The organism is Streptomyces sp. NPDC029138, assembly GCF_055564375.1.
Genome location: NZ_JBVHWM010000048.1, coordinates 26,540 through 50,890, shown reverse-complemented (window position 1 = coordinate 50,890; position 24,351 = coordinate 26,540). Strand labels below are relative to the sequence as shown.

Below are 24,351 nucleotides of genomic sequence, written 5' to 3'. Positions count from 1 at the left end.
GTACGACTACCCGGACCTACCGGGACTGCTGCGCCGGAACGCCCCGGGAGATCGGCTCGTCGTCGGTCGACGTGCCGGCCGCGGCCACCGCGGCGCCGGTCAGCGTGGCGAGCATCTCGCGGACGTTCGTCAGCTGGGCGTTGATGCTGTCGCGGCGGTTGGTGAGCGCCGCCAGCTCGCGCTCGGATTCCGAACGGATGCGGTCGGCCTTGGCGTTGGCGTCGGCCACGATGTCCTCGGCCTGGCGCTGGGCGGTCTCCACCGTCTGGCGGGCGCGGCGCTCGGCGTCGGTGCGCAGCTTCTCCGCCTCCAGGCGCAGCTGCTCGGCCCGGTGCTCGATCTCGGCGAGGCGCTTCTCGGCCTTCTGCTGACGCGAGGCCAGATCGCGCTCGGACTGTTCGCGGCGCTTGGCCAGGTTCGTCTCGAAGTCGGCGGCGGCCTGCGCGGCCTTGGCGCGGGTCTCCTCGAAGAGGGCGTCCGCCTCCTCGCGCTTGGACTGCGCGTCCTTCTGCGCCTCGGCGCGCAGCTGGGCCGCGTCGGACTTGGCCTTCTCGACGATCCGGACGCCCTCGTCCTCGGCCTTGGCCTTGCGCTCGGCCGCGTACGACTCGGCGTCGTTGCGGACCTGCTGGGCCGCCGACTCGGCGAGGTCGCGGTGCTGCTCGGCCGCCCGCCGGGCCTCCTCACGCAGCTCCTTGGCCTCTTCCTCGGCCAGGCGCAGGATCTTCTCGACCCGCGCGCCGAGACCCGCGTACGACGGCTCGGCGTCCGTGATCTGGGCCTGGGCGTTCTGCGTTTCGAGGTGCAGCTCCTCGATGCGCTTCTCCAGGGCAGTGATGCGGGCGAGAGCGCTGTCACGGTCGGAGACGAGCTTGGAGATACGTTCGTCCACCTGAGCGCGGTCGTATCCACGCCGCACAAGCTCGAAGCCGTAGGGGGAAGTGTCGCTCATGGGGTTCCTGTCGAATGAGACCGGTGAGTGAGGTGATAAGGGGAATCCTAGGGGCCGAAGCGGTGTGTCATCGAGCAGATACGGTTTTGATCTGGAGAATGGCACCCCTTTTGGGTGGCTGACCGTCGGACGGCTTGCCAAGGAGTCGGGCAAAGCCCCCAGAAGACACCCGAACGTACCTCTTACGCTAGCTCTCTGACGACTTGCCACCCGAACGGGGGGCACCCACCGTGGCGCCCGCCTTGACTCCGTTGTCCTTGCCGGACGCGGGGGCCTCGAAGGACTCCAACGCCTCCAGCACGTCCTGGACACGGGAGATCTCGGCGTTGATGTCCTCGCGCCGGCGCACCAGGATCTCCAGCTCCCGCTTGCCCTCCTCCACCGTGCGCCGGGCCTCGCGGATCGCCTCCGCCTTCAGCTCCTCGGCCTCCCTGACGAGGCTGGCCTTCTTCTGCTCGGCCTCCTTGAGCAGCCCCTCCGCCTTCTTGACCGCGGCGATCCGCACCTTGCCCGCCTCGGAGTTGGCATCCGAGACCAGCTCCTTGGCCTTCGCCTCGGCCTTCGCCAGCTGCTCCTCGGCGGCCTTGATGAGCGCGTCGCAGCGGTCGCCGGTGGACTTCATCGTCTCGGCGGCCTCGCGGCGGGCCCGCTCGTGCAGCTCCTCGATCTCGCTGGTGATGCGGTCGCGCAGCTCCTCCGCGCGCTGCCTGATCGCGGTGGCGTCCCGGCGGGCACCGACCAGCAGCTCGTCCGCGTCCGTCCGGGCCTTCTCCACCAGCGAGTTGCCCTCGATGGTCGCCTCGGACACGATCCGGTCGGCCTCGCTGCGGGCCGCGCCGACCATCGTGTCGGCCTGCGACTCGGCGTCCGCGGTCGTCTTCAGCGCCTGCTGCTGCGCCTCGGTGAGCAGCTTGTCGGCCTCGGCCGTGGTCTCCGTGATGAGCTTGTCGACCTGCTCGGCCGCCTCCGAACGCCGCTTGTTGGACTCCCTGCGCGCCTCGTCCAGGGTCCGCTCGGCCTCCTCGCGCGCGGAGTTGACGAGCCGTTCGGCCTCGGCCTCCGCGTCCGCCCTGGACCGCTCGGCCTCGGCCCGCAGCCGCTCGGCGTGCGCCTGCGCCGAACCGACGGTCTCGGCGGCCTCGGCACGCAGCCGCTCCGCCTCGTCGGTCGCCTCCCCGAGCAGCTGCTCGGCGCTCGCGACCGCCTCGGCACGGACCCGGTCCGCCTCCGTCAACGCCTCCGTGCGCACCCGGTCGGCCTCGGCGGCCGTCTCGGTCTGGAGCCGTTCGGCCTCGTTGCGGGCCTCGGTGATGAGGGTGTCGGCCTGGGTGGCCGCGTCGGAGCGGATGCGGTTGGCGTCCTCGCGGGCGTCCGCCCGGGTCCGGGCCGCCGCCTCGGTGGCCTCGGTGAGCGTCTCCGACGCCTCCGTGCGGATGCGCTCGGCCTCCGCGGCGGTCTCCGTCTGGAGCCGCTCGGCCTCCATGAGCGCCTCCGTGCGCACCCGGTCGGCCTCGGCGGCCGTCTCGGTCTGGAGCCGTTCGGCCTCGTTGCGGGCCTCGGTGATGAGGGTGTCGGCCTGGGTGGCCGCGTCGGAGCGGATGCGGTTGGCGTCCTCGCGGGCGTCCGCCCGGGTCCGGGCCGCCGCCTGGTCGGCCTCGGCCAGCGCGTCCGACGCCTCGGTGCGCACCCGCTGGGCGTACTCGCCCGCGTCCGCGCGCAGCCGCTCGGCCTCCGCGATGGCCTCCGCCATCGTCCGCTCGGCCAGCGCCTTCGCGGCCTCCGACTCCTCGTTCGCCTCGCGCCGGATCCGCGAGGCGTCCTCGCTCGCCCGCTCCCGCTCGGCGTAGGCGTCGGCGCGGACCCGGTCCGCCTCCTCCTCGGCCTCCCGGCGGGTACGGTCCGCCACGTGCTCGGCGGCCGAGCGCAGTCCGGCGATCTCCTCCTGCGCCTGCTCGTGCAGCCCGGCGACGGAGTCCCGCACCTGCTGCGCGTGCTGCTCGGCGGCCGCGACCATCTCGGTGGCGCGCCGGTCGGCCTCCTCCACCAGACGGGTGGCCTCGGCCTGCGCCTCCTCCACGCGCTTGCGCGCGGAGGCCAGCAGCTCCTCGCTCTGCTCGCGGGCCCGCTGCCGCTCCTGGTCGGCCTCCTCGCGGGCGGCACCGAGGAGTTCCTCGGCCTCGCGGCGGCGCCGGGCTGCCTCCTCCTGCGCGGCGGCCAGGGTCTCGGACGCCTCGGTGCCGAGGCGCTCGGCGGCGGCCTGCGCCTCCGCGCGCACCCGGTCGGCGCTGTCCTGCGCCTCCGCCTTCAGCCGCTCGGCCTCCGCGGCGGCCTCGGACCGCAGCCGTACGGCGATGGCCTCGCCCTCGGCGCGGGAGGCGGACGCGTCGGACGCGGCCTCGTTCCGCAGCCGCTCGGCCTCGGCCTCTGCCTGCTGCTGGAGCGTACGGATCCGCTCGGCGGACTCCGCGCGCAGCCGCTCGGTCTCCTCGGCCGCCTCCCGGCGGATCCGGGCCGCCTCCGCGCGGGCGTCCGTCAGCGCCTCCTCGGCCGACGCCAGCCGCTCCTGCGCCTCGGTCTGAAGCCGGTTCAACTCCTCGGCGGCCTCGGTACGACGGGACTCGACGGCCTTCTCGGTCTCCTCGCGCAGCTCCCGCGCGGCCTTCTCGGCGTCCGACCGGACCGTCTCGGCCTGCTCGGCGGCCTCGGCGCGCAGCCGCTCGGCCTCCTTGCGGGTGCGCTCCAGGGTCTCCTCGGCCTGCCGGCGCAGACTGGTCGCCCGCTCGATGGCCTCGGTGCGGACCTTCTCGCTGTCGGCGGTCGCGGTCTGCCGCAGCTCGTCGGCGTCCGCCTTGGCCTTGGCCAGCAGCTCCTCGGCGGACCTGGCCGCCTCCTCGATCTGCGCCACCGCCTCCCGGCGGGCCTCGGCGCGGATCGACTCGCCCTCGGCGACCGCGTCGGCGCGCAGCTGCTCGGCCTCGCCGCGCAGCCGGCGGGCCTCCTCCTGCAACTCGACCGTCTTGGCGCGGTACTCCTTGGTGTCATCCTTCGCCGCGCCCTTGAGCTGCTCGGCGATGTCGTGCGCCTCGGCGCGCAGCCGGTCCGCCTCGGCCTCGGCCTCCGAGCGGATCCGCTCGGCCTCCTCGGCGGCGGCCCTGGTGGTCTTCTGGGCGTCCTCGGACGCCTTGTTGAGCACGTCCTCGGCGGTCCTGGCCGCCTTGGACAGCTGGGTGGCCGTCTCCTCGGCGGTGATCGAGCGGGCCTTCTCGGCGGCCTCGGCGACGATCTTCTCGGCCTCGGCGCGGGCGTCCGCGACCAGCTGCTCGGCCTCGGACTTGGTGTGCTCGGCCTCCTTGGTGGCCTCCTCGACCAGCCGGGCGACCTGCTCCTTGGCGGTGCGCGTGCGCGTCTCGTTGGCGGCCTCGGCGCTCGCGAGGGCCTTGGCGGCGGCCTCCTTCGCCTCCGTGACCACCTTCTCGGCCTCGGCCTGCGCCTTGCGCAGCGCCTCCTCGGCCGCCGCCATCCGCTCCTCGGCGGCCCGGCTCAGCTCGGTGGCCTGCCGGCGGGCCGCGTCCGACTCGGTGACCGTGGCCGTCCGCAACTGCTCGGCGTGCTCGGTGGCCTCCTGCGCCTGGGTGGAGGCGGCGTTCAGCAGCCGCTCGGCGTCCGTGCGGGCCCGGCGCAGGATCTGGTCGGCCTCCGTGCGCGCCGCCTCGGCCTCGCTCTGCAACCGCTCCCGGGCCTCCCGGGTCAGCCGTTCGGCCTCCGCGCGGGCGGCGGCCATCGCCTGCTCGGCCTCCGCGCGGGACTCCTCCAGCAGCCGGCGGGCCTGCTGCTCGGTGCGGGCACGCAGCTGCTCGGCCCAGGCCACGTTCTCGTTGACGTGCGACTCGACGGTGGCCCTGCGCTCGGCCAGCTCCTGGTCCAGCTGCTGGCGCCGGGTCACGGCCTCCTGGTGCAGCTCGGCCTGGAGCCGGGCGGCCTGCTCGGCGTGCTCCTGAAGGATGCGCTGGGTCTGCGCGCGGGCCTGGCTCAGCTCCCGCTCGGCGTCCTGGCGCAGCTGCTCGGCCTGCATCTGGGCGTTGCGGAGCAACTGCTCGGCCTGATAGCCGATGTCACCCGCGTCGTAGGCGGGCCGGGTCATGAGGGTGCGCCGCGCCTCGTGCAGCTTGGCGCGCAGCACCTCGACCTGGTAGCCGAGGTCCTCGGCGTGCTGGATCGCCTTCTCGCGCTCGGTCCTCAGCCGCTTCATCTCGGCCTCGAACCGAGAGAGGTGGTCGACGTCAGCCGCCGGCTCTCGCTCCTGGCTCTCGTAGCCCCGCACTGCGCGGTCCCATCCGTCCCCTGGTCAGCTTCTCCAACGAGCTCCGTCCATCCGCCGAACGGGGCCCCCGGGGAATGGTGTCAGACAGACGGCGGAGCACGGGCTGCTGCCCCGACGCTCGTCCCCCGAAACCCGGACCCCGGCATGCGGCCGTCCCCGTTTCAGGGACGACCGCCCCCAACCCTACCGGCCCTTATGTACGGGGGTCAGTGCTCAGGTGACTCAACAGGGGCCGAAGTGACCAGTTCTGTCAGAACGCCATGGCAATCCTTGGGGTGCAGGAAGGTGATCCGCGACCCCATGGAGCCGCGTCGTGGCTCGTCGTAGAGCACCCGGACGCCCTTTCCGCGGATCTCCTCGGAGTCCCCGTCGACGTCCGCCGTACCGAAGGCGATGTGATGGACGCCCTCCCCGTTCTTCGCGAGCCACTTGGCGACGGTGGAGTCCTCGCGGACCGGTTCCAGCAGCTGGAGGTAGGAGGCGCCGCCGTCCGAGGTCTCGTTGATCTTGAGCATGGCCTCCCGCACGCCCTGCTCCTCGTTGACCTCGGTGTGGAACACCTCGAAGCCGTACGTGGCCCGGTAGAACTCGACGGTCGCGTCGAGGTCGTGGCAGGCGATCCCGATGTGGTCGATTCGCGTCAGCATGGATTCAGTGCAGCGCTCCCCGGATGGTTACGCAACGTGCGCGCGATCACACCGACGGGCCGGTGACGCCATGTCCAACCGCTCAGTACATTCGAAGTAAACCCTCGTTCACTCCTCGGCTGTGTACAGCTGGAAGGGGATCGCACCTCATGACTTCTGGATCTTCTGGAACGACCAGCTCAGTGATCGTCGCGGGCGCCCGGACGCCCATGGGGCGGCTGCTGGGCTCGCTGAAGTCCTTCTCCGGAGCCGACCTGGGCGGCTTCGCGATCAAGGCCGCCCTCGACCGTGCGGGGATCGGCGGCGACCAGGTGCAGTACGTCATCATGGGCCAGGTCCTCCAGGCCGGCGCGGGCCAGATCCCGGCCCGCCAGGCCGCCGTCAAGGCCGGCATCCCGATGAGCGTCCCGGCGCTCACCGTCAACAAGGTGTGCCTCTCCGGCCTCGACGCCATCGCCCTCGCCGACCAGCTGATCCGTGCGGGTGAATTCGACATCGTCGTCGCCGGCGGCCAGGAGTCCATGACCAACGCGCCGCACCTGCTGCCCAAGACCCGCGAAGGGTACAAGTACGGCGCGGTCCAGATGCTCGACGCGATGGCCTACGACGGCCTGACCGACCCGTGGGAGAACATCCCGATGGGCGAGTCCACCGAGAAGCACAACACCCGCCTCGGCATCGGCCGCGCCGAGCAGGACGAGATCGCCGCCCTGTCCCACCAGCGGGCCGCCGCCGCCCAGAAGAACGGCCTGTTCGAGGCCGAGATCACCCCGGTGGAGATCCCGCAGCGCAAGGGCGACCCGGTGCTGTTCAGCAAGGACGAGGGCATCCGCGGCGACACCACCGCCGAGTCCCTGGCCAAGCTGCGCCCGGCCTTCGCCAAGGACGGCACGATCACCGCCGGCTCCTCCTCGCAGATCTCGGACGGTGCGGCGGCCGTGGTCGTGATGAGCAAGGCCAAGGCGGAGGAGCTGGGCCTGACCTGGCTCGCCGAGATCGGCGCGCACGGCAATGTGGCCGGCCCGGACAACTCGCTCCAGTCCCAGCCGTCGAACGCCATCCAGCACGCCCTGAAGAAGGAGGGCCTGGAGGTCTCCGACCTGGACCTCATCGAGATCAACGAGGCCTTCGCCGCGGTCGCCGTGCAGTCAATGAAGGACCTCGGCGTGTCCACGGAAAAGGTGAACGTCAACGGCGGCGCGATCGCGCTGGGCCACCCGATCGGCATGTCCGGCGCCCGGCTCGTGCTCCACTTGGCGCTGGAGCTGAAGCGGCGCGGCGGCGGCGTCGGCGCGGCGGCGCTGTGCGGCGGCGGCGGCCAGGGTGACGCGCTGATCGTGCGGGTACCGAAGGCCTGAGGCCCCGAAGGTCTGTTTCCGGTACGCCGGTGTCCGGTACGCCGGTGTCCACGTGGTGAACTGAACGGAGCTGTGATGCAGGACGTCTCCTCTCTGGTGGCCCAGGCCAGGGAAGGCCGGCCGCGGGCCGTGGCCCGGCTGATCTCCCTCGTGGAGGGGGCGTCCCCGCAGCTGAGGGAGGTCATGGCGGCGCTCGCCCCGCTGACCGGCAACGCGTACGTGGTCGGCCTGACGGGCTCGCCCGGCGTCGGCAAGTCCACCTCCACCTCCGCGCTCGTCACCGCGTACCGCAAGCAGGGCAAGCGGGTCGGCGTCCTGGCCGTCGACCCCTCGTCGCCGTTCTCCGGCGGCGCCCTGCTCGGCGACCGGGTCCGGATGTCGGAGCACGCCTCCGACCCCGGCGTCTACATCCGCTCGATGGCGACCCGCGGCCACCTGGGCGGCCTCGCGTGGGCCGCGCCCCAGGCCATCCGGGTGCTGGACGCGGCGGGCTGCGACGTGATCCTGGTCGAGACGGTCGGCGTGGGCCAGTCGGAGGTGGAGATCGCCTCCCAGGCGGACACCAGCGTGGTCCTCCTGGCCCCCGGCATGGGCGACGGCATCCAGGCGGCGAAGGCGGGCATCCTGGAGATCGGCGACGTGTACGTCGTCAACAAGGCCGACCGGGACGGCGCCGACGCCACCGCCCGCGAACTGAACCACATGCTGGGCCTGGGCGAGGCCCGGGGCCCCGGCGACTGGCGCCCGCCGATCGTGAAGACGGTCGCGGCGCGCGCGGAGGGCGTCGACGAGGTCGTGGAGGCCCTGGAGAAGCACCGGGCGTGGATGGAGGAGCGCGGAATCCTCGCGGAGCGCCGCAAGGCCCGCGCGGCCCGCGAGGTGGAGACCATCGCGGTGACGGCCCTGCGCGAACGCATCGGCGACCTCCACGGCGACCGCCGCCTCAGCGCCCTCGCGGAACGAATCGTCACCGGCGAACTGGACCCGTACCGCGCGGCGGACGAACTGGTCGCGGGGCTGACGGAGGGGTGAGGGCGGTCGCAGCTGATCGTGGGGCTGACGGAGAGCTGACGGAGGGCTGAGGGGCGCGAGCGGATCGGTCGTCGGCAGCCAGCTGGTGCTCCCGTGCGCGGCGGGTGAGTCGGTCGCGGCCTGGTGGAGGGGTGAGGGTCGCCGGCGGGTCGTCGTCGGCGTGTTGGACCCGTGCCGTGCGGCGGATGAGCTGGTCGTGTGGCTGCCGGAGGCTGGGGCGCGAGCGGACCGGTCGGTCGGCCAGTTGGGCTGCTCCCGTGCGCGGCGGGTGAGTCGGTCGCGGCCTGGCGGAGGGGTGAGGGTCGCGGGCGGGTCGTCGTCGGCGTGTTGGACCCGTGCCGTGCGGCGGATGAGCTGGTCGTGTGGCTGCCGGTGGCTGGGGCGTGAGCGGATCGGTCGTCGGCGGTGAGCTGGGCTGCTCCCGTGCGCGGCGGATGAGTCGGTCGCGGCCTGGCGGAGGGCTGGCCGGTGAGCTGGACCCGTACCGCTCGGAGCTGGTCGCGGGCCTTATGGAGGGCTGCGAGCCAGGCTCTCCCGTGCGGACGTGCTGGTCGCGGGGCTGACCGCGGGCTGAGGGTCGCCGACGTGGTGATCACGCTGCTACCTTGACCGGCATGTTCCTCTCCTTGGCGTAGAGCGCACCCGGGATCGCGGGGCCGGACGAACGGCCACCGCGCCCTTCGGTGTCCCTCTTCCGCCTCTTCCAGAGGAACCCCGCGTGTCCACGCACCTTTCGCGGCCCTCGTACGCCGCCGTCCTGCGCGTCCCGCATGCGCGCCGCACCTTCGCCGCCGCCCTCACGGCCCGCCTGTCCTACGGCACGGTCTCGCTCGCGGTCCTGCTGTCCGTCACCCACGCCACCGGCTCCTACGCCGTCTCCGGCACCGTCCTCTCCCTCTTCGGCGCCACAACGGTCTTCCTGATGCCGCTGCGGGCCTCCCTGATCGACCGCCACGGCCCACGCCGGGCCCTGCCGCCCATGTCGGCGCTGTACGGGGCCCTGCTGAGCCTCCTGGCCGTCCTGACCTGGCGCCCCGGCGCGCCGGCGGCGGCCATCGCCCTCACGGCCGCCCTCGCGGGCTGCTGCGCGCCCCCGCTGGGCCCGACCATGCGCGCCGTGTGGTCCGCACTGGTGACGGACCGGGACCTGTTGCAACGCGCCTACAGCCTGGACGGCGTAGCCGAGGAACTGCTGTACGTCTCCGGCCCGGCCCTGATCGCCACGCTCGGGGGGTTCGCCCCACCGGCCGCGGGAATCCTGCTCAGCGCGGCCCTGAACGTCGGGGGCACGTGCGCCTTCGTGACGTCCCAGGCGCTGACCGGCCGGCGCCCGACGCCTCGGCAGGAGCGGTCTGCCGGGGAGCAGGCCGTCGGGCAACCGCCTGCCCCGGAACGGTCCGCCGGGGAACCGTCTGCCCGGGAACGGGACGCCTTGGGTCGGGGCCTGTTGTCCCCGGTCGTGGTCGCCCTCGGTGCGGGGCTCGCTCTCAGTTCCGTCGAGCTGCTCGTCATGGCCTTCGCCACGGATCGTTCCTACGACCCCGCCCTGGTCCCCTGGGTCCTGGGCGCGCTCTCGGCGGGCAGCGCGCTGGGCGGCCTGGCCAACGGGGCGGTGCGCTGGCGGGCGACCGCGCGGGCCCGGCTGTGCCGGTTCGGGGCGGGCCTCGGCCTGGTGCTCGCGGCAGCCGGCCTCGCCCCCGACCTGTGGACCCTCACGGCCGCCATGGCCTGCGCGGGAGCGTTCATCGCGCCGGTCCTGACGACCGCCTACCTCCTGGCCGACGAATCGGCCCCCGAGCACGCCCGCACGCGGGCCGGGGCCTGGGTGAACATGGCGGTGAACGCGGGAAGCTCGGGCGGAGCGATGGCGGCCGGGTTGCTGATCGGCCGACTGCCGCTGCCCCTGTGCTTCACCTTGGCGGGCGGAACCGCCCTGATAGCCGCCGTAGCGGCGGGCAGTGCTGCCGCTGGGGAGTCATCCCGTTAGCACCGGGCCGTGCGACGCACCCCCGCCCGGCTACCGCGCCCTGAGCCGGCAAGCCCGGCTCAGGGACGCCCCCGCTGCCCCCGCAGATGCTCGGCGATGGGCTTCAACGCCTTGTCCAGCTCCATCAACGCATCCGGCGACAGCAGATCGATGAAGTGCCGCCGCACCGACGCGACGTGGTGCGGCGCGACCTTCTTCATCGTCTCCATGCCATGCTCCGTGAGCACGGCGTACAGCCCTCGCCGGTCCGTGTCACAGTTCTCGCGGCGCACCAGGTTGGCGTTCTCCATACGCGTGATCTGGTGCGAGAGCCGGCTCTTGGATTGCAGCGTCGCGGAGGCGAGGTCGCTCATCCGCATCCGTACGTCTTCCGACTCGGACAGGTTCACCAGGATCTCGTAGTCGTTCATTGTCAGGCCGAACGGTTGCAGATCCTTTTCGAGCTGGTACGTCAACAGCCTGTTGACCTCCAGGTGGGTGCGCCAAGCGCACTGCTCCGCATCGGTCAGCCAGCGCGTGGCCGTCTCGGTCTCCATGAATGAAGTCTACCTAAGAAGTTGAATGACGAACTACTTCGGGTGGTGTGACGGTGCGCACGCGTTCGACGTCACACTCCGCAGACTACCGCTCACAGCCCGAAGCGGCGCTGGAGGTCCCCCAGCTGTCCGGGAAGGCGCGGTACGCCCGACGATTGCGGACCGTGTCCGCTCGGCGCCGTTCCGCCACCACCGGGCACCCCCGGTTCGGGCGGAATCGCCCCCGTGGCCGCCTCGGCCATAAGGGTCTCCGTCGACTGCAACAGGACCGTCCCGGCGCCCACGAACTCGAACTGGTGCTCCTCCCCGGAGACCCCGCCGAGGCCCGTCATCGCACGTAGACCGCCCAGTACACCCGTCAGATACCCGTGGTCGTAGTGATGGCACGGGGACGGGCAGTCGGCCCACCCGACGAGCGCCTGAGGGTCGACCCGGATCGGAGGTTCCATGAACACCACCGGCCCGTTAGATGCGGCCACAAACTTTCCGGTTCCGATAAGGGTCAGAAAACCCGGCACGATCGACTGCTTGAGCGAAAGACTTGGCTGAAAAGCGAGCAGGTTGCCCGCGCGAATGGTCAAGTTCCCGTCGTCCAGGTCGTAGGAGTTGACGTCGAAGGCCCGGTCGGCCAGCAACATCTTGCCGGAGCCCTCGGCCACGACCCAGTCGCTCGCGTGCAGTGGCGAATGGAACGACGTACGGACAAGTCGGTCGAGTCGCCCGTGCCCGATGCCGTTGAACTCGATCGTCCCGTAGTAGGCGATCATCTTCCCCTTCTGTAGGAACCACTGCCCGCCCTTCAGCTCCACACAGAAGGTGTACGTGTTCACGTTGTCGTCGGCGGGCAGCGTCATCGGGTCGTACACGACCGGCCCGGCGCCCGGAGTTCCGTAGGTGCTCACAGCTTCTCCTCCGACGCCTGGACGTACACCGTGCCGCTGCCGCTCAGCTCCAGCTGGAAGGCCTCGCCGGAGCCCCGGCCCACCATGTCGCGCCAGCCGAGCGCGGTGGACAGCTTGTTGCGGACGTCGCCGTGGTGGGCGACGTAGGCCTGGGGGTCGACATGGACCGGGCGCTGCGGGGTGATCGGGATCTCGAAGACGCCGCCGTGCGCCATCACGGCCACCGAGCCCTGCCCCTGGAGGGTCGTCGTGAACAGGCCCTGGCCGGTGACCTGCCCCCGCACCATGCCCATGACCCCGCCCTGGGAGCCCATGAACATCGTCCCCTGCCGCAGCGTGCCCTCGAAGGCGAGCAGTCGGTCGGCCTCGACGTAGAGCGTGTCGCCGGTGAGGGTGATCACATGGACGTGGTGGCCGCCGTGCCCGAAGAACACCGTGCCGCTGCCCTCCACGGTCATCAGCGGAGTCGCCTCACCGGCCACCCGGCGCCCGATCATGGACATCAGCCCGCCCTGGCCGCCCTGGACGCTGGGAGTGAAGGACACGTCCCCCTTGTAGGCGAGCATCGCGCCGCGCTGGCTGAACAGCCGCTGCCCCGGCGTCACTGTCGCCTCGACCATCTTGGAGTTGATCTCTCGGAAGGTCATCTACACGTCCCCCGCGATCGTGTTCCGCTCGCTCGGCTGCACGTACACCAGCCCGTCGCCCTCGAAGCGGATCTGGAAGGCCTCGCCGCCGCCCTCCCCGAGGAGCGTGCGGAACGTCACACCGGACTGGAAGGACTGCCGGACGTTGCCCTGATGGGCCACATAGGCGCCCGGATCGACGATCAGCGGGTACTGCGGGCTGACCCGGAGCACGACCGCCGGCCCGTCCGAGACGATCGCCGCCTGGCCGTGGCCCTCCACGGTCGTCGTGAACAGGCCGTTGCCCTGCGAGGCCCCGCGCAGCCCCGTGAACGTCGTGCCCGTCCTGAGCCCCGCGTCCGTCGCCAGCAGGTTGCCCGCCTCGACGTAGAGCTTGTCCCCCTGGAGGCTCACCAGGTTGATCTCGGACGCCCGGTCCGCGAACCAGCAGGTCCCGTGCCCTTTCACCTCCATCACCGTCATCTGCTCGCCGGTGAGCCGCCGGGTCACCATCCCGCGCAGCCCCTCGCCGCCACCGCTCAGCTTCTTGAAGGCCATCTGCCCGTCGTACGCGACCATCGAGCCGTTCTTCGCCTTCACGGCGTCCCCGGTCATGTCGACGGCGAGGACCTTGCTCCCTTGGAGCCGGAACATCGCCACGCTGCGAAAGTAGCGGCCGGGCGGGTGGACGGAACAGGGCCCATGGGTGGAGACCCACCCTGAGCGGACCCCTAAGGGCGCGGTTTGCCACAATGGGGGAGCGCTTGTGCGTGCGTTCACAAACGATTACTCCCACCGAAGGTGACCCGTGGACATCAAGACCGCCACCGCCCTCCGCCGTCTCCGACTGGTCTCGGCCCCGGAGGCCGTGTCCTTCCTGATCCTGCTCCTCTGCTCGGTGCTGAAGCGGACCACGGACTTCAACGCGGTCCCCGTGATGGGCGCGGTCCACGGCGTCCTGTTCATCCTGTACGTGATCTTCTGGGCGGACGCCTGGAACCGCGCCAAGTGGCCGCTGAGGACGGCGGCCCTCTACTTCGTCCTCTCGGTGCTGCCCACCGGCGGCTTCTTCGCCGAGCGGAAGCTGCGCCGCGAGGCCGAGGACGCCGTCATCGCCGCCCGGGCCCGCAAGGAAGGAGTCGTGAACGCATGATCGTCGCCTTCTCCGTGACGCCTCTCGGCGTCGGTGAGGACGTGGGGGAGTACGTCGCCGACGCCGTGCGCGTGGTCCGCGAGTCGGGCCTGCCCAACCGCACCGACGCCATGTTCACCTCGATCGAGGGCGAGTGGGACGAGGTCATGGACGTCGTCAGGCGGGCCGTCGCCGCCGTCGAGGCGCGTGCCCCGCGGGTGTCGCTCGTCCTCAAGGCCGACATCCGCCCCGGTGTGACGGACGGACTCACGTCCAAGGTGGAGACCGTCGAACGGCACCTCGCCCAGTAGCGCGACCCGCCCGCGAAACCCCGGTCCTCAGGGCCGGGGTTTTCTCGTACCGGCTCTTTGAGCGACCGCTCAAAACTCTTCGGCTGCGAGGGCTCCTTCTGGGCGTCGTACACCGACGTCCGCGCCCGGGGCGTACGGCCCGGACTGCGCCCGGTGCGGGAGGAGGCGCGCGCGTGAGCCCGGAGAGCGCGAAGGCGCGGGAGACCAAGGCGAAGCTGCTGGAGGGCGCGCTGCGGACCCTCACCGAGCGGGGCATCGCCAAGACGTGGGCCCGTACGGCGGCGGCCGGGGTCAATCAGGCGCTGGTCTTCCACCACTTCGGATCGGTGGACGAGCTGCTCGCCGCGGCCTGCCGGTACGGCGCGGAGAAGGCCGTGGCCCGGTACCGCGAGCGCCTCGCCGCGGTGGGCACGCTCTCCGAACTCCTCGCCCTCGGCCGCGAGATCCATGAGAACGAGCGGGCCGGCGGCCATGTGGCTCTCCTCGGCCAGCTGCTGGTCGGCGCCCCGACGCACGCGGCGCTGGGCCCGGCGACGGCCGACGGACTGCGGCTGTGGATCACCGAGATCGAGCAGGTGATCCGACGCGTCCTGGCGACGACCGCCTTCGGCGAGTTCGCCGGCCCGGCGGGGCCGGCACGGGCCGTGGTGGCGTGCTTCGTCGGCATCGAGCTGTACGAGGGAGTGGACGAGGCGGGGGCGCACACGGCGCTGGACGCCCTGGAACAGCTGGGCGCGCTCGTGGCCGCGGTGGAGTCCCTGGGCCCCGTCGCCCAGCGGGCCGTCGGCCACCGTCTCCGGCGGCGCGGACGCGCCTGACAGCTCGGGTGGCCGGGGTCCACGGGCCCGGGTGCGGTCGGGCGGTGGCTCGTCACGCGGGCCGGGGTTCAGGGGCGTGTGCGGTCGCGTGGTGGCTCGTCGCGCGGTTCCCGGCGCCCCTGGGTCGGCCGCCCCGCCCGTAGCCGCCGGCGCGCGCTCGTGACCGGCCGGGGACCGAAAGGCGAGACGGAGCTGACCGGCATATGACCGGCCGGTAGGGTCTGATGACGTGCCGAAGCCTCTCAGCCTCCCGTTCGACCCCATCGCCCGCGCCGACGAACTCTGGAAGCAGCGGTGGGGAAACGTGCCGTCCATGGCCGCGATCACCTCGATCATGCGGGCCCAGCAGATTCTGCTCTCCGAGGTGGACGCGGTGGTCAAGCCGTACGGGCTCACGTTCGCCCGGTACGAGGCGCTGGTGCTGCTCACCTTCTCCAAGGCCGGTGAGCTGCCGATGTCCAAGATCGGTGAGCGGTTGATGGTGCATCCCACGTCCGTCACGAACACCGTCGACCGGCTGGTGAGGTCCGGGCTGGTGGCCAAGCGGCCCAATCCCAACGACGGGCGCGGCACGCTGGCCGTCATCACGGACAAGGGGCGCGAGGTGGTCGACGCGGCCACCCGCGACCTGATGGCCATGGACTTCGGGCTCGGGGTGTACGACGCCGAGGAGTGCCAGGAGATCTTCGCCCTGCTGCGCCCGCTGCGGATCGCGGCACACGACTTCGAGGAGCGGTGACCCGGGGCAAGATCTCCCGGAACGGGTGGTTACGCTCGCTCCATGAAAAAAAGCGTGCTGACCCGCTACCGCGTCATGGCCTACGTCACCGGTGTCCTGCTGGTACTGCTGACCCTTGGCTGCATCGCCAAGTACGGGCTGGACCTGGACGGGTCCGACAGCTTCGTGAAGGTCGTCGGTATCGCGCACGGCTGGCTGTACGTCGTCTACCTGATCTTCGCCTTCGACCTCGGCTCCAAGGCCAAGATGCCGGTCGGGCGGCAGCTCTGGGTGCTGCTCGCGGGGACCATCCCCACCGCCGCCTTCTTCGTCGAGCGCAAGGTCAGCCAGGAGCTGGAGTCCCGGGTCACCGACCAGGCTCCGGCCGTCGCCAAGGCGTAGCGGGTACCGCCGTACGGATGCCGTGCGGCGGTCTGCCATCGACATTTACTAGGACGTCCAAGTAAATTCGAGGGTATGGACGCTCACGCCATCGAGGAAGGCCGCCGACGCTGGCAGGCCCGCTATGACGCCGCGCGCAAGCGCGACGCGGACTTCACCACGCTCTCCGGCGACCCCGTGGAGCCGGTGTACGGGCCCCGGCCGGGCGACACGTACGAGGGATTCGAGCGGATCGGCTGGCCCGGGGAGTACCCGTTCACGCGCGGACTCCACCCGACCGGCTACCGCGGCCGCACCTGGACGATCCGGCAGTTCGCCGGGTTCGGCAACGCCGAGCAGACCAACGAGCGGTACAAGATGATCCTCGCCGCCGGTGGCGGGGGTCTGTCCGTCGCCTTCGACATGCCGACGCTCATGGGGCGGGACTCCGACGATCCCCGTTCGCTCGGCGAGGTCGGGCACTGCGGGGTCGCCATCGACTCGGCCGCCGACATGGAGGTGCTGTTCAAGGACATCCCGCTGGGGGATGTGACGACCTCCATGACCATCAGCGGGCCCGCCGTACCCGTCTTCTGCATGTACCTGGTCGCCGCCGAGCGGCAGGGCGTCGATCCGGGGGTGCTCAACGGGACCCTCCAGACCGACATCTTCAAGGAGTACATCGCGCAGAAGGAGTGGCTCTTCCAGCCCGAGCCGCATCTGCGGCTGATCGGCGACCTGATGGAGTACTGCGCGGCGGGCATCCCGGCGTACAAGCCGCTGTCCGTCTCCGGCTACCACATCCGGGAGGCCGGGTCCACGGCCGCGCAGGAGCTGGCGTACACGCTGGCGGACGGGTTCGGGTACGTCGAGCTGGGGCTCAGCCGCGGTCTCGACGTCGACGTCTTCGCGCCCGGCCTGTCCTTCTTCTTCGACGCGCACGTCGACTTCTTCGAGGAGATCGCGAAGTTCCGGGCGGCGCGCCGGATCTGGGCGCGGTGGATGCGGGACGTGTACGGCGCCAAGTCCGAGAAGGCGCAGTGGCTGCGGTTCCACACGCAGACCGCCGGTGTCTCGCTGACCGCGCAGCAGCCGTACAACAACGTGGTGCGTACGGCGGTGGAGGCGCTGGCGGCCGTGCTCGGCGGGACCAACTCGCTGCACACCAACGCGCTCGACGAGACCCTCGCCCTGCCCTCCGAGCAGGCCGCGGAGATCGCGCTGCGCACGCAGCAGGTGCTGATGGAGGAGACCGGCGTCGCCAACGTGGCCGATCCGCTCGGCGGGTCCTGGTACGTCGAGCAGCTGACGGACCGGATCGAGGCGGACGCGGAGAAGATCTTCGAGCAGATCAAGGAGCGGGGGCTGCGGGCTCACCCGGACGGGCGGCACCCGATCGGGCCCATCACGTCCGGGATTCTGCGCGGGATCGAGGACGGGTGGTTCACCGGGGAGATCGCGGAGTCCGCGTTCCGGTATCAGCAGGCGCTGGAGAAGGGGGACAAGAATGTCGTCGGCGTCAACGTCCACACCGGGTCCGTCACCGGGGACCTGGAGATTCTGCGGGTCAGCCACGAGGTGGAGCGGGAGCAGGTGCGGGTGCTCGCCGAGCGGAAGGCCGCGCGGGACGAGGCGGCCGTACGGGGCGCGCTGGACGGGATGCTCGCCGCTGCCCGGTCCGGGGCCAACATGATCGAGCCGATGCTGGAGGCCGTGCGGGCCGAGGCGACGCTGGGAGAGATCTGTGGGGTGCTGCGGGACGAGTGGGGGGTGTACACGGAGCCGGCCGGCTTCTAGGTGCCGGTGTCGTCGTCGGCCGGATGGGTGCGCTCGCCCGCGCGTGCGGGGTGCCGCCGCGCCCACCCGTGCCGCCCCAGCGGCACGACTGCCCGCGGCTAGGACGCGCTCGTCAGGCCCAGCAGCAGCAACCGTGTGAAGCTGCGGACCCAGTTCTCGTCCGCCGGTTTGCCGCTGACCAGCGTGCGGTGGACCACCGCGCCCGCGACCACGTCGAAGATGAGGTCGACCGTGCGGGCGGCCTCGCCGGGGTCCGGTTCCGGGGGGAGTTCGCCGCGTCGCTGGGCCCGGGCGCGGCCCTCCAGGACCAGGCCCATCTGGCGGTCCACGATGGAGGCGCGGATGCGTTCGCGCAGGGCGTCGTCACGGGTGGCCTCGGCGACCACCGCCATCAGGCCGCTCTTCGCCTCCGGGCGGGCCAGGATGGCCGCGAACTGGAGGACGACGCCCTCGATGTCGGCGGCGAGGCTGCCGCGGTCGGGCAGTTCCAGCTCGTCGAAGAGTTCCGCCACGGCGTCCACGACCAGCTCGTTCTTGCCGGCCCAGCGGCGGTAGAGCGTCGTCTTCGCAACCCCGGCCCGCGTGGCGACGTCTCCCAGGGTGAGTTTCGACCAGCCGAGTTCGACCAGAGCCTCCCGGGTCGCGGCCAGGATCGCGGCGTCCGCGGCGGCGCTGCGCGGGCGCCCGGTACGGCTGGCGGGAGTGCGGCTCTGCATCCCCTGACCATAACCGGCGGGATCTGTGCGGTCGTGAGAGAGATCACCGGGGCCTGGTGTCGCGCGGTGCCCTCATGGCATTACGCTACGAGTCGTAGCGAAAGCTCGTGAGGGACGTACGCGAGCGACGACCACCAGGCGTGGGGTGGGGACCCGGCGCCGCGCATCGCTTTTTTCCATCAGACGCGGGATCGGGGGAGGATAGACGCATGCAGCCACGGAACATGTCCATGAGCGGTGTCGTCGACCTCGCCGCGGTGAAGGCGGCCCAGGAGGCCAAGGCCAAGGCGGAGCAGGCGCGCGCCGAAGCCGCCCGGCACGGCGGCACGGGGGCCGTCTCCCCGGCCGATCTCGTCATCGACGTCGATGAGGCGGGGTTCGAGCGGGACGTCCTGCAACGCTCCGCCGAAGTCCCGGTCGTCATCGACTTCTGGGCCGAGTGGTGTCAGCCCTGCAAGCAGCTGAGCCCGGTCCTGGAGCGGCTGGCCGTCGAGTACAACGGGCGCTTCCTCCTCGCCAAGATCGATGTCGACGCCAACCAGATGTTGATGCAGCAGTTCGGGATCCAGGGCATCCCGGCCGTGTTCGCCGTCGTGGCGGGCCAGGCGCTGCCGCTCTTCCAGGGGGTGGCCGGCGAGCAGCAGATCCGGGAGACCCTGGACCAGTTGGTGGCGGTCGCCGAGCAGCGCTTCGGGCTGACCGGTCTGACCGTCGACCCGGACGCGGAGCCGGGCGGTGCCCCGCAGGCCGCGGCGCCGGAGGGGCCGTACGACGCCATGCTGAACGCCGCCGCGCTGGCGCTGGACGCCGGCGACCTGGGCGGGGCCGTCCAGGCGTACAAGAACGTGCTGGCCGACGACCCGGCCCACCCGGAGGCCAAACTGGGCCTGGCTCAGGCCGAGTTGCTCCAGCGGGTGCAGGGCATGGACCCGCAGAGGGTGCGTCAGGAGGCCGCCGGGAAGCCGAAGGACGCGCAGGCGCAGATCGCCGCCGCCGACCTGGACCTGGTGGGCGGGCATGTCGAGGACGCCTTCGGGCGGCTCATCGAGACCGTGCAGCGCACGGTGGGTGACGACCGGGAGGCGGTACGGCTCCGGTTGCTGGAGCTGTTCGAGGTCGTGGGCCAGGAGGACCCGCGCGTGGTGGGCGCACGCAGGGCGCTCGCGCGCGCCCTGTTCTGACCAGTCGCTAAACGCCACGGCTTGTGATGCCGGGGTGAAAGGTTTGCCGACGAGGCGTCACGGTGGCCGCGCTTTACCAAATCTTGGTAATCGCGGTCACTGTTACTCGGAGTAAATCGAGGCCGTTGATCTGTCTGGGTTCGTCCAGGGATCAACGGCTTTGCTCTGCCCTTCGAAGCCACCGAGCGTGGCACTCCGAGACCGGTCGGTCGTCCTCCGGTTATCCGGCCGTTACTAGCCAGTAACGAACCCCCTTGTGCCCGGGCCGAGAATGCACCACGATCGGCGACGCTCGGTCCATTCCCGTACCCCGGCAGCCGGTCGGGTCACCGGGAGACTCTGGGTCCCCACCGAGCAGAGCCGGCGGCAGTGGCGCCGGGTCTAGGGCAGGGGGGTCTTCGCCGGCCGGCGAAGCCTGCCCAGCAGGGTTGTGCGTGATGCGTGTCAGGCGCGACCAGTGGTTGTCGCTCGGGGGTGATCGCCGGTGATTCGGGCGCGGTTCGCGCCGCCGAGCGCGGGCGCTCTCCTTCCCGAGGACGTAGCACTTCTCCCATCCCTGCCCGGCTGAGCCGCTGATTCGGGGCGAGCCCGGGCCAGGAGATGTACGTCCGAGAAGGAGGAAATATGGAGTCCCAGGTGCGTGGCGGGACCAGATGGAAGCGGTTCGCTGTGGTCATGGTGCCCAGCGTGGCCGCCACGGCGTGTATAGGTGTCGCCCTCGCGCAGGGCGCTCTCGCCGCCTCGTTCAGCGTGTCCGGTCAGTCGTTCAAGGTGTCCGCCGACGAGCTCGTCGGCACGGGCTTCTCGCAGTACGGCGCGATCGACAGCGGCTACACGATGGACGGCAAGAAGACGGCGCACCCGGTGGCCGTCTCCGCGTTCAAGCACGCGGAGATCACCAACCTGTGCCAGTCCGTGGTCACGCCGGACGTGCCGATCTTCGGCAACGTCAGCCTGATCCTGCGGGCCGGCGGCGAGGGTGCCGCGAAGGTCCAGGCCGACAACATCTACATCGACGTTGCCGACCTCAGCGCCGACGCGACGTTCGACAACATCGACATCGGCGTGGCCGCCAAGGACGCCTCCAAGGGTCCGGGCATGAAGGGCGGCGGCGAGCAGGCCAACCCCTTCGGCTTCGCGCAGCAGGCCGACAAGGCCACGCTGAAGAACGTGAAGCAGACGGCGTGGGCGACCACCGCCGGCACCTTCAAGCTCAGCGGCCTGAAGATGTCGCTGTCGACGGGTGTCAAGGAGTGCTACTAAGCACTCGCTGACGGGCGGGGGAGCCGGTGGCGCCCCCGCCCGTCCCCACTCCGGCCGCGTCCTCACACGCGGCACACATCACCACCACAGCAACGCCGCACCAGGGAGCTGTTTTCCATGAGCGCCGAGACTCCTGCCGCCGCATCCGGCCAGTTCACCCGCCGGAGGCTGCAGTTCCGCGCCTGGCGGGGCACACGTCCGTTCTGGGCCGGTCTGTTCGTCATGCTCGGCGGCTTTCTCATCCTGTACTTCCCGTACGCCCACCTCCAGCTGGGCCACCTCACGATGACGATGGGTACCCCCGGCGGCTCCAGTTCCCTGATCATCGGTGGACTGCTCTTCGTCCTCGGGATCATCCTCTGGTTCCAGCAGCACATCCGGGTGTTCGGGGGCGTCGCGGCGATCCTGCTGGCGCTGGTGTCCATTCCGCTGTCCAACGTCGGCGGCTTCATCGTCGGATTCCTGTCCGCGCTGACCGGCGGGGCGATGGCCGTGGCCTGGTCACCGGGCGCGCCCGCGCAGCCGCAGCCGCCGGCCGGGGCGGCACCGGACCAGGGCGGTTCCCCCGCCGCCGCACCCCTGCCGGAGCAGCGCGTGTACGGACTGGACAAGCCGAACGACCTGTCAGGAACGAACCCGGCCAACGGGGCGAACGGGAGGCACAGTGCCGGCTGACGAGGTGACCCGCGGGACCGATGTGGACGGGTCCCGCGCGAGAACCGGGCCCCGCCACGCGGCCCCCAGAAAGCCGCTGTTCACAAGGTTCCACATGCCGGCCGGCAAGGCGATAGCCTCGGTGGCCATGCCCACGGCCGTGCTCATGGGCATGGGCTTCACCTCCACGCTCGCCCTCGCCGACAACAACGGCGGTCCGTCCCCGTCGACGTCGGCGAAGAGCCTGACGGCCGACGAGTACAAGGACTGCGTCAAGGCGCTGGACGACGACTCCAAGGACCCCTCGGCCTCGCCGTCGCCGTCCGCGTCTCAGAGCACGTCGGCCTCGCCGTCGCCGTCGGAGACCACCGGGAGCGGGAAGACGCAGGAGTCGGGCGGCACCTCTTCGTCGGATTCAGGTTCCGGCGACAAGGACACGCCCGAGCCGACCGCGACCTCGGGGTCCTCCGACTCCGGTTCGGGCTCGGGCTCCGGTTCCTCGGACTCCGGTTCCTCCGGCTCGGGTTCGGGCACGGGCTCGGGTTCCGGCGCTGACACGGCCCCGTCGGCGTCGTCGCAGACCCAGGGCGACGGGAACGTCCTCGACACCATCGGCGACACGCTCGGTGACATCCTCACCGGCGGCAAGGACTCCGGTACGTCGTCGCAGACCCCGACGCCGTCCGCGTCCCAGTCGTCCGCCCCGGACGCCTCGGGCACCACGGACACCACGGACCCGTCGTCCACGGGCGGCAAGGACTCCGGCGGCGGCGCCTCCGACACCGTCAAGGACACGGCGAAGAAGGCCACGGACACGGTCAAGGACACCGTCGAGGGCGCGACCGGCACCGTCTCCAGGACGGCCGACGACGCCACCAAGACGGCCGGGGACGCGACCGCGTCGGCCACGCCGAGCCCGTCCGCGAGCGAGTCCGCCTCCGCCGACGACTGCCCGGTGGCCACGGACGACGAGGGCGGCGTCGACAACAAGGTGCCGGTGGCGGACGACCCCTGGTACCTGAACGCCAGCTCCCTGCTCCTCAAGGGCGCCGACTACCAGGGCATCGTCGAGGTGAGGACGGCGAACGGCACCACGAAGAAGGTGCTGAAGTACGTCATCTCCGGCGGCACGGACATCGGCGACCTGCACCAGACGGTGAAGGACAAGCAGGCGAACAAGACGTACCACGTCCAGGCGGCCAAGGGCTCGACGTCCACCATCACCGGCGGCGACACGGTGATGTACACCGAGAGCATCTCGGGCAACCTGTTCGGGCTGATCCCGGTGACGTTCAGTCCCGACAGCCCGCCCCCGCTGAACATCCCGCTGATCTACTTCACCAACGTCAAGGTGACCCAGGCGGCCCAGTTCGGCGGCAACCTGCACGTGCCCGGCATGCACGTGTACACGACCGACTGAGCGGTCGTACAAGCCAGTTCGGGAGCCGCACAACACCGAGGGCGCCCCCTGTCACAGGGGGCGCCCTCGGTGCCGTACAAGACCCGTGCCGGGTCCGTCAGTTGCTCTGGGTGCCCAGGTGGTGGACGCGGAGCATGTTGGTGGTGCCGGGGACCCCGGGGGGCGAGCCGGCGGTGATGATGAGGGTGTCACCCGTCTCGAAGCGGCCGAGCCGGGCGATCTCCTGGTCCACCAGGTCGACCATCTCGTCGGTGGTGTTCACGAACGGCACGACGTGCGACTCCACGCCCCAGCTGAGGGTGAGCTGGTTGCGGGTGCCCTCGTCCGTGGTGAAGGCGATGATCGGCTGGATCGCGCGGTAGCGGGAGAGCCGGCGCGCGGTGTCACCGGACTGCGTGAAGGCGACCAGGCCCTTGCCGCCGAGGAAGTCGGCGATCTCGGCGGCGGCGCGGGCCACCGAACCACCCTGCGTGCGCGGTTTCTTGCCCGGCACCAGCGGCTGGAGGCCCTTGGAGAGCAGTTCCTGCTCGGCCGCGGTGACGATCTTCGACATGGTCTTGACCGTCTCGACCGGGTAGGCGCCCACGCTGGACTCGGCCGACAGCATGACCGCGTCGGCGCCGTCCAGGATCGCGTTGGCCACGTCGGAGGCCTCGGCGCGGGTCGGACGCGAGTTGGTGATCATCGACTCCATCATCTGGGTCGCGACGATCACCGGCTTGGCGTTGCGCCGGCACAGCTCGATCAGGCGCTTCTGCACCATGGGGACCCTCTCGAGCGGGTACTCGACGGCCAGGTCACCACGGGCGACCATCACGGCGTCGAACGCCGCGACGACGTCCTCCATGTTCTCCACCGCCTGCGGCTTCTCCACCTTGGCGATGACGGGGACGCGGCGGCCCTCCTCGTCCATGACGCGGTGGACGTCGTGGATGTCCTTGGCGTCCCGGACGAAGGACAGCGCGACCATGTCGCAGCCCATGCGGAGGGCGAAGCGCAGGTCCTCGACGTCCTTGTCGCTCAGCGCGGGCACGTTGACGGCCGTGCCGGGCAGGTTGATGCCCTTGTGGTCGGAGACGACACCGCCCTCGATGACGATCGTCTTCACCCGCGGACCCTCGACGTCCAGGACCTTCAGCTCGACGTTGCCGTCGTTGATCAGGACCTGGTCGCCGCGCGAGACGTCACCCGGCAGCCCCTTGTACGTCGTACCGCAGATGTGCTTGTCACCCGGCACGTCCTCGGTCGTGATGACGAACTCGTCACCGCGCTCCAGCTCGACCGGACCCTCGGCGAAGGTCTCCAGACGGATCTTCGGGCCCTGGAGGTCGGCGAGGACGCCGATGGGGCGGCCGGTCTCCTTGGAGGCGGCCCGGACGCGGTCGTACCGCGCCTGGTGCTCGGCGTGGGTGCCGTGGCTGAAGTTGAACCGGGCCACGTTCATGCCCGCCTCGATCATGGCGACGAGCATCTCATGGGAGTCGACCGCGGGGCCGAGAGTACAGACGATTTTCGAACGGCGCATGGGGCGATCCTATCGGTTTGTTTCGCTACGGAATATTCCGTCTGGCGGAAGATACAAATGAGTGCCACACCGCT

The 24,351-nt window shown here is 71.1% G+C and carries 22 protein-coding genes and 1 pseudogene; 14 read left to right on the top strand and 9 right to left on the bottom strand.

Translation table 11 applies throughout. The annotated features are described in order from the left end of the window. Nucleotides 1-16 precede the first annotated feature (16 nt). From ACZ4WH_RS30050 to mce, 3 genes are all read right to left on the bottom strand, one after another. Entirely contained in the window at nt 17-952 is a 936-nt protein-coding gene (locus tag ACZ4WH_RS30050) for a coiled-coil domain-containing protein (RefSeq protein ID WP_014675036.1), read from the bottom strand. Between the two features lie 187 nt (nt 953-1,139). Continuing rightward, nucleotides 1,140-5,273 carry a polarized growth protein Scy gene (scy, locus tag ACZ4WH_RS30045; RefSeq protein WP_468186529.1) on the bottom strand — a complete coding sequence of 1,378 codons (4,134 nt, stop codon included), beginning with the start codon at nt 5,271-5,273 and terminating at the stop codon, nt 1,140-1,142. A 206-nt stretch (nt 5,274-5,479) separates the two neighbouring features. Continuing rightward, complete coding sequence (gene mce / locus ACZ4WH_RS30040; RefSeq protein ID WP_468186526.1) at nt 5,480-5,920, bottom strand: methylmalonyl-CoA epimerase; 441 nt, start codon at nt 5,918-5,920, stop codon at nt 5,480-5,482. Between the two features lie 149 nt (nt 5,921-6,069). On the opposite strand from mce, the gene ACZ4WH_RS30035 reads away from it, so the two are divergent. The 3 genes from ACZ4WH_RS30035 (at nt 6,070) to ACZ4WH_RS30025 (ending at nt 10,297) form a co-directional block, all read left to right on the top strand. Continuing rightward, nucleotides 6,070-7,278, top strand: a complete 1,209-nt coding sequence (locus tag ACZ4WH_RS30035; RefSeq protein WP_468186523.1) for an acetyl-CoA C-acetyltransferase — start codon at nt 6,070-6,072, stop codon at nt 7,276-7,278. Between the two features lie 75 nt (nt 7,279-7,353). Beyond that, a complete protein-coding gene (gene meaB, locus ACZ4WH_RS30030; RefSeq protein ID WP_189891732.1) occupies nt 7,354-8,310 on the top strand; it encodes a methylmalonyl Co-A mutase-associated GTPase MeaB in 957 nt (318 codons plus the stop codon). A 718-nt stretch (nt 8,311-9,028) separates the two neighbouring features. After that, complete coding sequence (locus tag ACZ4WH_RS30025; RefSeq protein WP_468186520.1) at nt 9,029-10,297, top strand: MFS transporter; 1,269 nt, start codon at nt 9,029-9,031, stop codon at nt 10,295-10,297. 59 nt (nt 10,298-10,356) lie between these two features. Here ACZ4WH_RS30025 and ACZ4WH_RS30020 read toward each other — a convergent pair whose 3' ends face one another. The 4 genes from ACZ4WH_RS30020 to ACZ4WH_RS30005 form a co-directional block, all read right to left on the bottom strand. Then, on the bottom strand, nt 10,357-10,833 hold the full coding sequence (locus ACZ4WH_RS30020; protein ID WP_468186517.1) for a MarR family winged helix-turn-helix transcriptional regulator: 477 nt from the start codon (nt 10,831-10,833) through the stop codon (nt 10,357-10,359). Nucleotides 10,834-10,925: 92 nt separating this feature from the next. Further along, nucleotides 10,926-11,735: an AIM24 family protein gene (locus tag ACZ4WH_RS30015; RefSeq protein WP_468186514.1), complete on the bottom strand. Its 810-nt coding sequence runs from the start codon at nt 11,733-11,735 to the stop codon at nt 10,926-10,928. Continuing rightward, nucleotides 11,732-12,382: an AIM24 family protein gene (locus ACZ4WH_RS30010; protein ID WP_468186511.1), complete on the bottom strand. Its 651-nt coding sequence runs from the start codon at nt 12,380-12,382 to the stop codon at nt 11,732-11,734. Before ACZ4WH_RS30010 ends, ACZ4WH_RS30015 begins: the two co-directional genes overlap by 4 nt. Next, on the bottom strand, nt 12,383-13,015 hold the full coding sequence (locus tag ACZ4WH_RS30005) for an AIM24 family protein (RefSeq protein ID WP_468186589.1): 633 nt from the start codon (nt 13,013-13,015) through the stop codon (nt 12,383-12,385). It abuts the gene before it with no gap. 154 nt (nt 13,016-13,169) lie between these two features. On the opposite strand from ACZ4WH_RS30005, the gene ACZ4WH_RS30000 reads away from it, so the two are divergent. The 7 genes and pseudogenes from ACZ4WH_RS30000 (at nt 13,170) to ACZ4WH_RS29970 (ending at nt 17,518) form a co-directional block, all read left to right on the top strand. Beyond that, on the top strand, nt 13,170-13,514 hold the full coding sequence (locus ACZ4WH_RS30000; RefSeq protein WP_225809430.1) for a DUF3817 domain-containing protein: 345 nt from the start codon (nt 13,170-13,172) through the stop codon (nt 13,512-13,514). Further along, the gene (locus tag ACZ4WH_RS29995) at nt 13,511-13,804 is read left to right on the top strand and encodes an MTH1187 family thiamine-binding protein (RefSeq protein ID WP_189891742.1); all 294 of its coding nucleotides are present in this window, start codon (nt 13,511-13,513) and stop codon (nt 13,802-13,804) included. The genes ACZ4WH_RS30000 and ACZ4WH_RS29995 overlap by 4 nt, the downstream gene beginning before the upstream one ends. Nucleotides 13,805-13,879: 75 nt before the next feature. Then, nucleotides 13,880-13,981: pseudogene (locus ACZ4WH_RS29990) on the top strand (DUF4166 domain-containing protein); the annotation flags it as partial. After that, nucleotides 13,978-14,622 carry a TetR/AcrR family transcriptional regulator gene (locus tag ACZ4WH_RS29985; RefSeq protein WP_468186507.1) on the top strand — a complete coding sequence of 215 codons (645 nt, stop codon included), beginning with the start codon at nt 13,978-13,980 and terminating at the stop codon, nt 14,620-14,622. The pseudogene ACZ4WH_RS29990 and the gene ACZ4WH_RS29985, both read left to right, overlap by 4 nt. A 229-nt stretch (nt 14,623-14,851) precedes the next feature. Next, on the top strand, nt 14,852-15,361 hold the full coding sequence (locus ACZ4WH_RS29980; protein WP_468186504.1) for a MarR family winged helix-turn-helix transcriptional regulator: 510 nt from the start codon (nt 14,852-14,854) through the stop codon (nt 15,359-15,361). A gap of 42 nt (nt 15,362-15,403) precedes the next feature. Continuing rightward, the gene (locus ACZ4WH_RS29975; RefSeq protein ID WP_468186502.1) at nt 15,404-15,742 is read left to right on the top strand and encodes a DUF3817 domain-containing protein; all 339 of its coding nucleotides are present in this window, start codon (nt 15,404-15,406) and stop codon (nt 15,740-15,742) included. Between the two features lie 75 nt (nt 15,743-15,817). Further along, nucleotides 15,818-17,518 (top strand): acyl-CoA mutase large subunit family protein, encoded by a 1,701-nt coding sequence (locus ACZ4WH_RS29970; protein ID WP_468186499.1) that lies wholly within the window; start codon nt 15,818-15,820, stop codon nt 17,516-17,518. Between the two features lie 98 nt (nt 17,519-17,616). Here ACZ4WH_RS29970 and ACZ4WH_RS29965 read toward each other — a convergent pair whose 3' ends face one another. Beyond that, nucleotides 17,617-18,234 carry a TetR/AcrR family transcriptional regulator gene (locus ACZ4WH_RS29965; protein ID WP_468186496.1) on the bottom strand — a complete coding sequence of 206 codons (618 nt, stop codon included), beginning with the start codon at nt 18,232-18,234 and terminating at the stop codon, nt 17,617-17,619. 209 nt (nt 18,235-18,443) lie between these two features. On the opposite strand from ACZ4WH_RS29965, the gene ACZ4WH_RS29960 reads away from it, so the two are divergent. From ACZ4WH_RS29960 to ACZ4WH_RS29945, 4 genes are all read left to right on the top strand, one after another. Continuing rightward, complete coding sequence (locus ACZ4WH_RS29960; RefSeq protein ID WP_468186493.1) at nt 18,444-19,415, top strand: tetratricopeptide repeat protein; 972 nt, start codon at nt 18,444-18,446, stop codon at nt 19,413-19,415. Between the two features lie 624 nt (nt 19,416-20,039). Continuing rightward, nucleotides 20,040-20,678, top strand: a complete 639-nt coding sequence (locus ACZ4WH_RS29955; protein WP_468186490.1) for a DUF6230 family protein — start codon at nt 20,040-20,042, stop codon at nt 20,676-20,678. 117 nt (nt 20,679-20,795) lie between these two features. Then, on the top strand, nt 20,796-21,353 hold the full coding sequence (locus tag ACZ4WH_RS29950) for a DUF6114 domain-containing protein (RefSeq protein ID WP_468186487.1): 558 nt from the start codon (nt 20,796-20,798) through the stop codon (nt 21,351-21,353). Next, nucleotides 21,343-22,752, top strand: coding sequence for a hypothetical protein (locus tag ACZ4WH_RS29945; RefSeq protein ID WP_468186484.1), 1,410 nt, complete (start codon nt 21,343-21,345; stop codon nt 22,750-22,752). Before ACZ4WH_RS29950 ends, ACZ4WH_RS29945 begins: the two co-directional genes overlap by 11 nt. A 97-nt stretch (nt 22,753-22,849) precedes the next feature. Here the strand turns inward: ACZ4WH_RS29945 and pyk are convergent, their stop codons facing one another. Then, nucleotides 22,850-24,277: a pyruvate kinase gene (gene pyk, locus ACZ4WH_RS29940; protein WP_468186481.1), complete on the bottom strand. Its 1,428-nt coding sequence runs from the start codon at nt 24,275-24,277 to the stop codon at nt 22,850-22,852. Nucleotides 24,278-24,351: the final 74 nt, after the last annotated feature.

Excerpts from the sequence above, each read along its gene's own strand:
- ACZ4WH_RS30050 (WP_014675036.1), bottom strand. The coding sequence starts at position 952 with ATGAGCGACACTTCCCCCTACGGCTTCGAGCTTGTGCGGCGTGGATAC.
- mce (WP_468186526.1), bottom strand. The coding sequence starts at position 5,920 with ATGCTGACGCGAATCGACCACATCGGGATCGCCTGCCACGACCTCGAC.
- ACZ4WH_RS30035 (WP_468186523.1), top strand. The coding sequence starts at position 6,070 with ATGACTTCTGGATCTTCTGGAACGACCAGCTCAGTGATCGTCGCGGGC.
- meaB (WP_189891732.1), top strand. The coding sequence starts at position 7,354 with ATGCAGGACGTCTCCTCTCTGGTGGCCCAGGCCAGGGAAGGCCGGCCG.
- ACZ4WH_RS30020 (WP_468186517.1), bottom strand. The coding sequence starts at position 10,833 with ATGGAGACCGAGACGGCCACGCGCTGGCTGACCGATGCGGAGCAGTGC.
- ACZ4WH_RS30010 (WP_468186511.1), bottom strand. The coding sequence starts at position 12,382 with ATGACCTTCCGAGAGATCAACTCCAAGATGGTCGAGGCGACAGTGACG.
- ACZ4WH_RS30005 (WP_468186589.1), bottom strand. The coding sequence starts at position 13,015 with ATGTTCCGGCTCCAAGGGAGCAAGGTCCTCGCCGTCGACATGACCGGG.
- ACZ4WH_RS29995 (WP_189891742.1), top strand. The coding sequence starts at position 13,511 with ATGATCGTCGCCTTCTCCGTGACGCCTCTCGGCGTCGGTGAGGACGTG.
- ACZ4WH_RS29975 (WP_468186502.1), top strand. The coding sequence starts at position 15,404 with ATGAAAAAAAGCGTGCTGACCCGCTACCGCGTCATGGCCTACGTCACC.
- ACZ4WH_RS29970 (WP_468186499.1), top strand. The coding sequence starts at position 15,818 with ATGGACGCTCACGCCATCGAGGAAGGCCGCCGACGCTGGCAGGCCCGC.
- ACZ4WH_RS29965 (WP_468186496.1), bottom strand. The coding sequence starts at position 18,234 with ATGCAGAGCCGCACTCCCGCCAGCCGTACCGGGCGCCCGCGCAGCGCC.
- ACZ4WH_RS29960 (WP_468186493.1), top strand. The coding sequence starts at position 18,444 with ATGCAGCCACGGAACATGTCCATGAGCGGTGTCGTCGACCTCGCCGCG.
- ACZ4WH_RS29955 (WP_468186490.1), top strand. The coding sequence starts at position 20,040 with ATGGAGTCCCAGGTGCGTGGCGGGACCAGATGGAAGCGGTTCGCTGTG.
- ACZ4WH_RS29950 (WP_468186487.1), top strand. The coding sequence starts at position 20,796 with ATGAGCGCCGAGACTCCTGCCGCCGCATCCGGCCAGTTCACCCGCCGG.
- pyk (WP_468186481.1), bottom strand. The coding sequence starts at position 24,277 with ATGCGCCGTTCGAAAATCGTCTGTACTCTCGGCCCCGCGGTCGACTCC.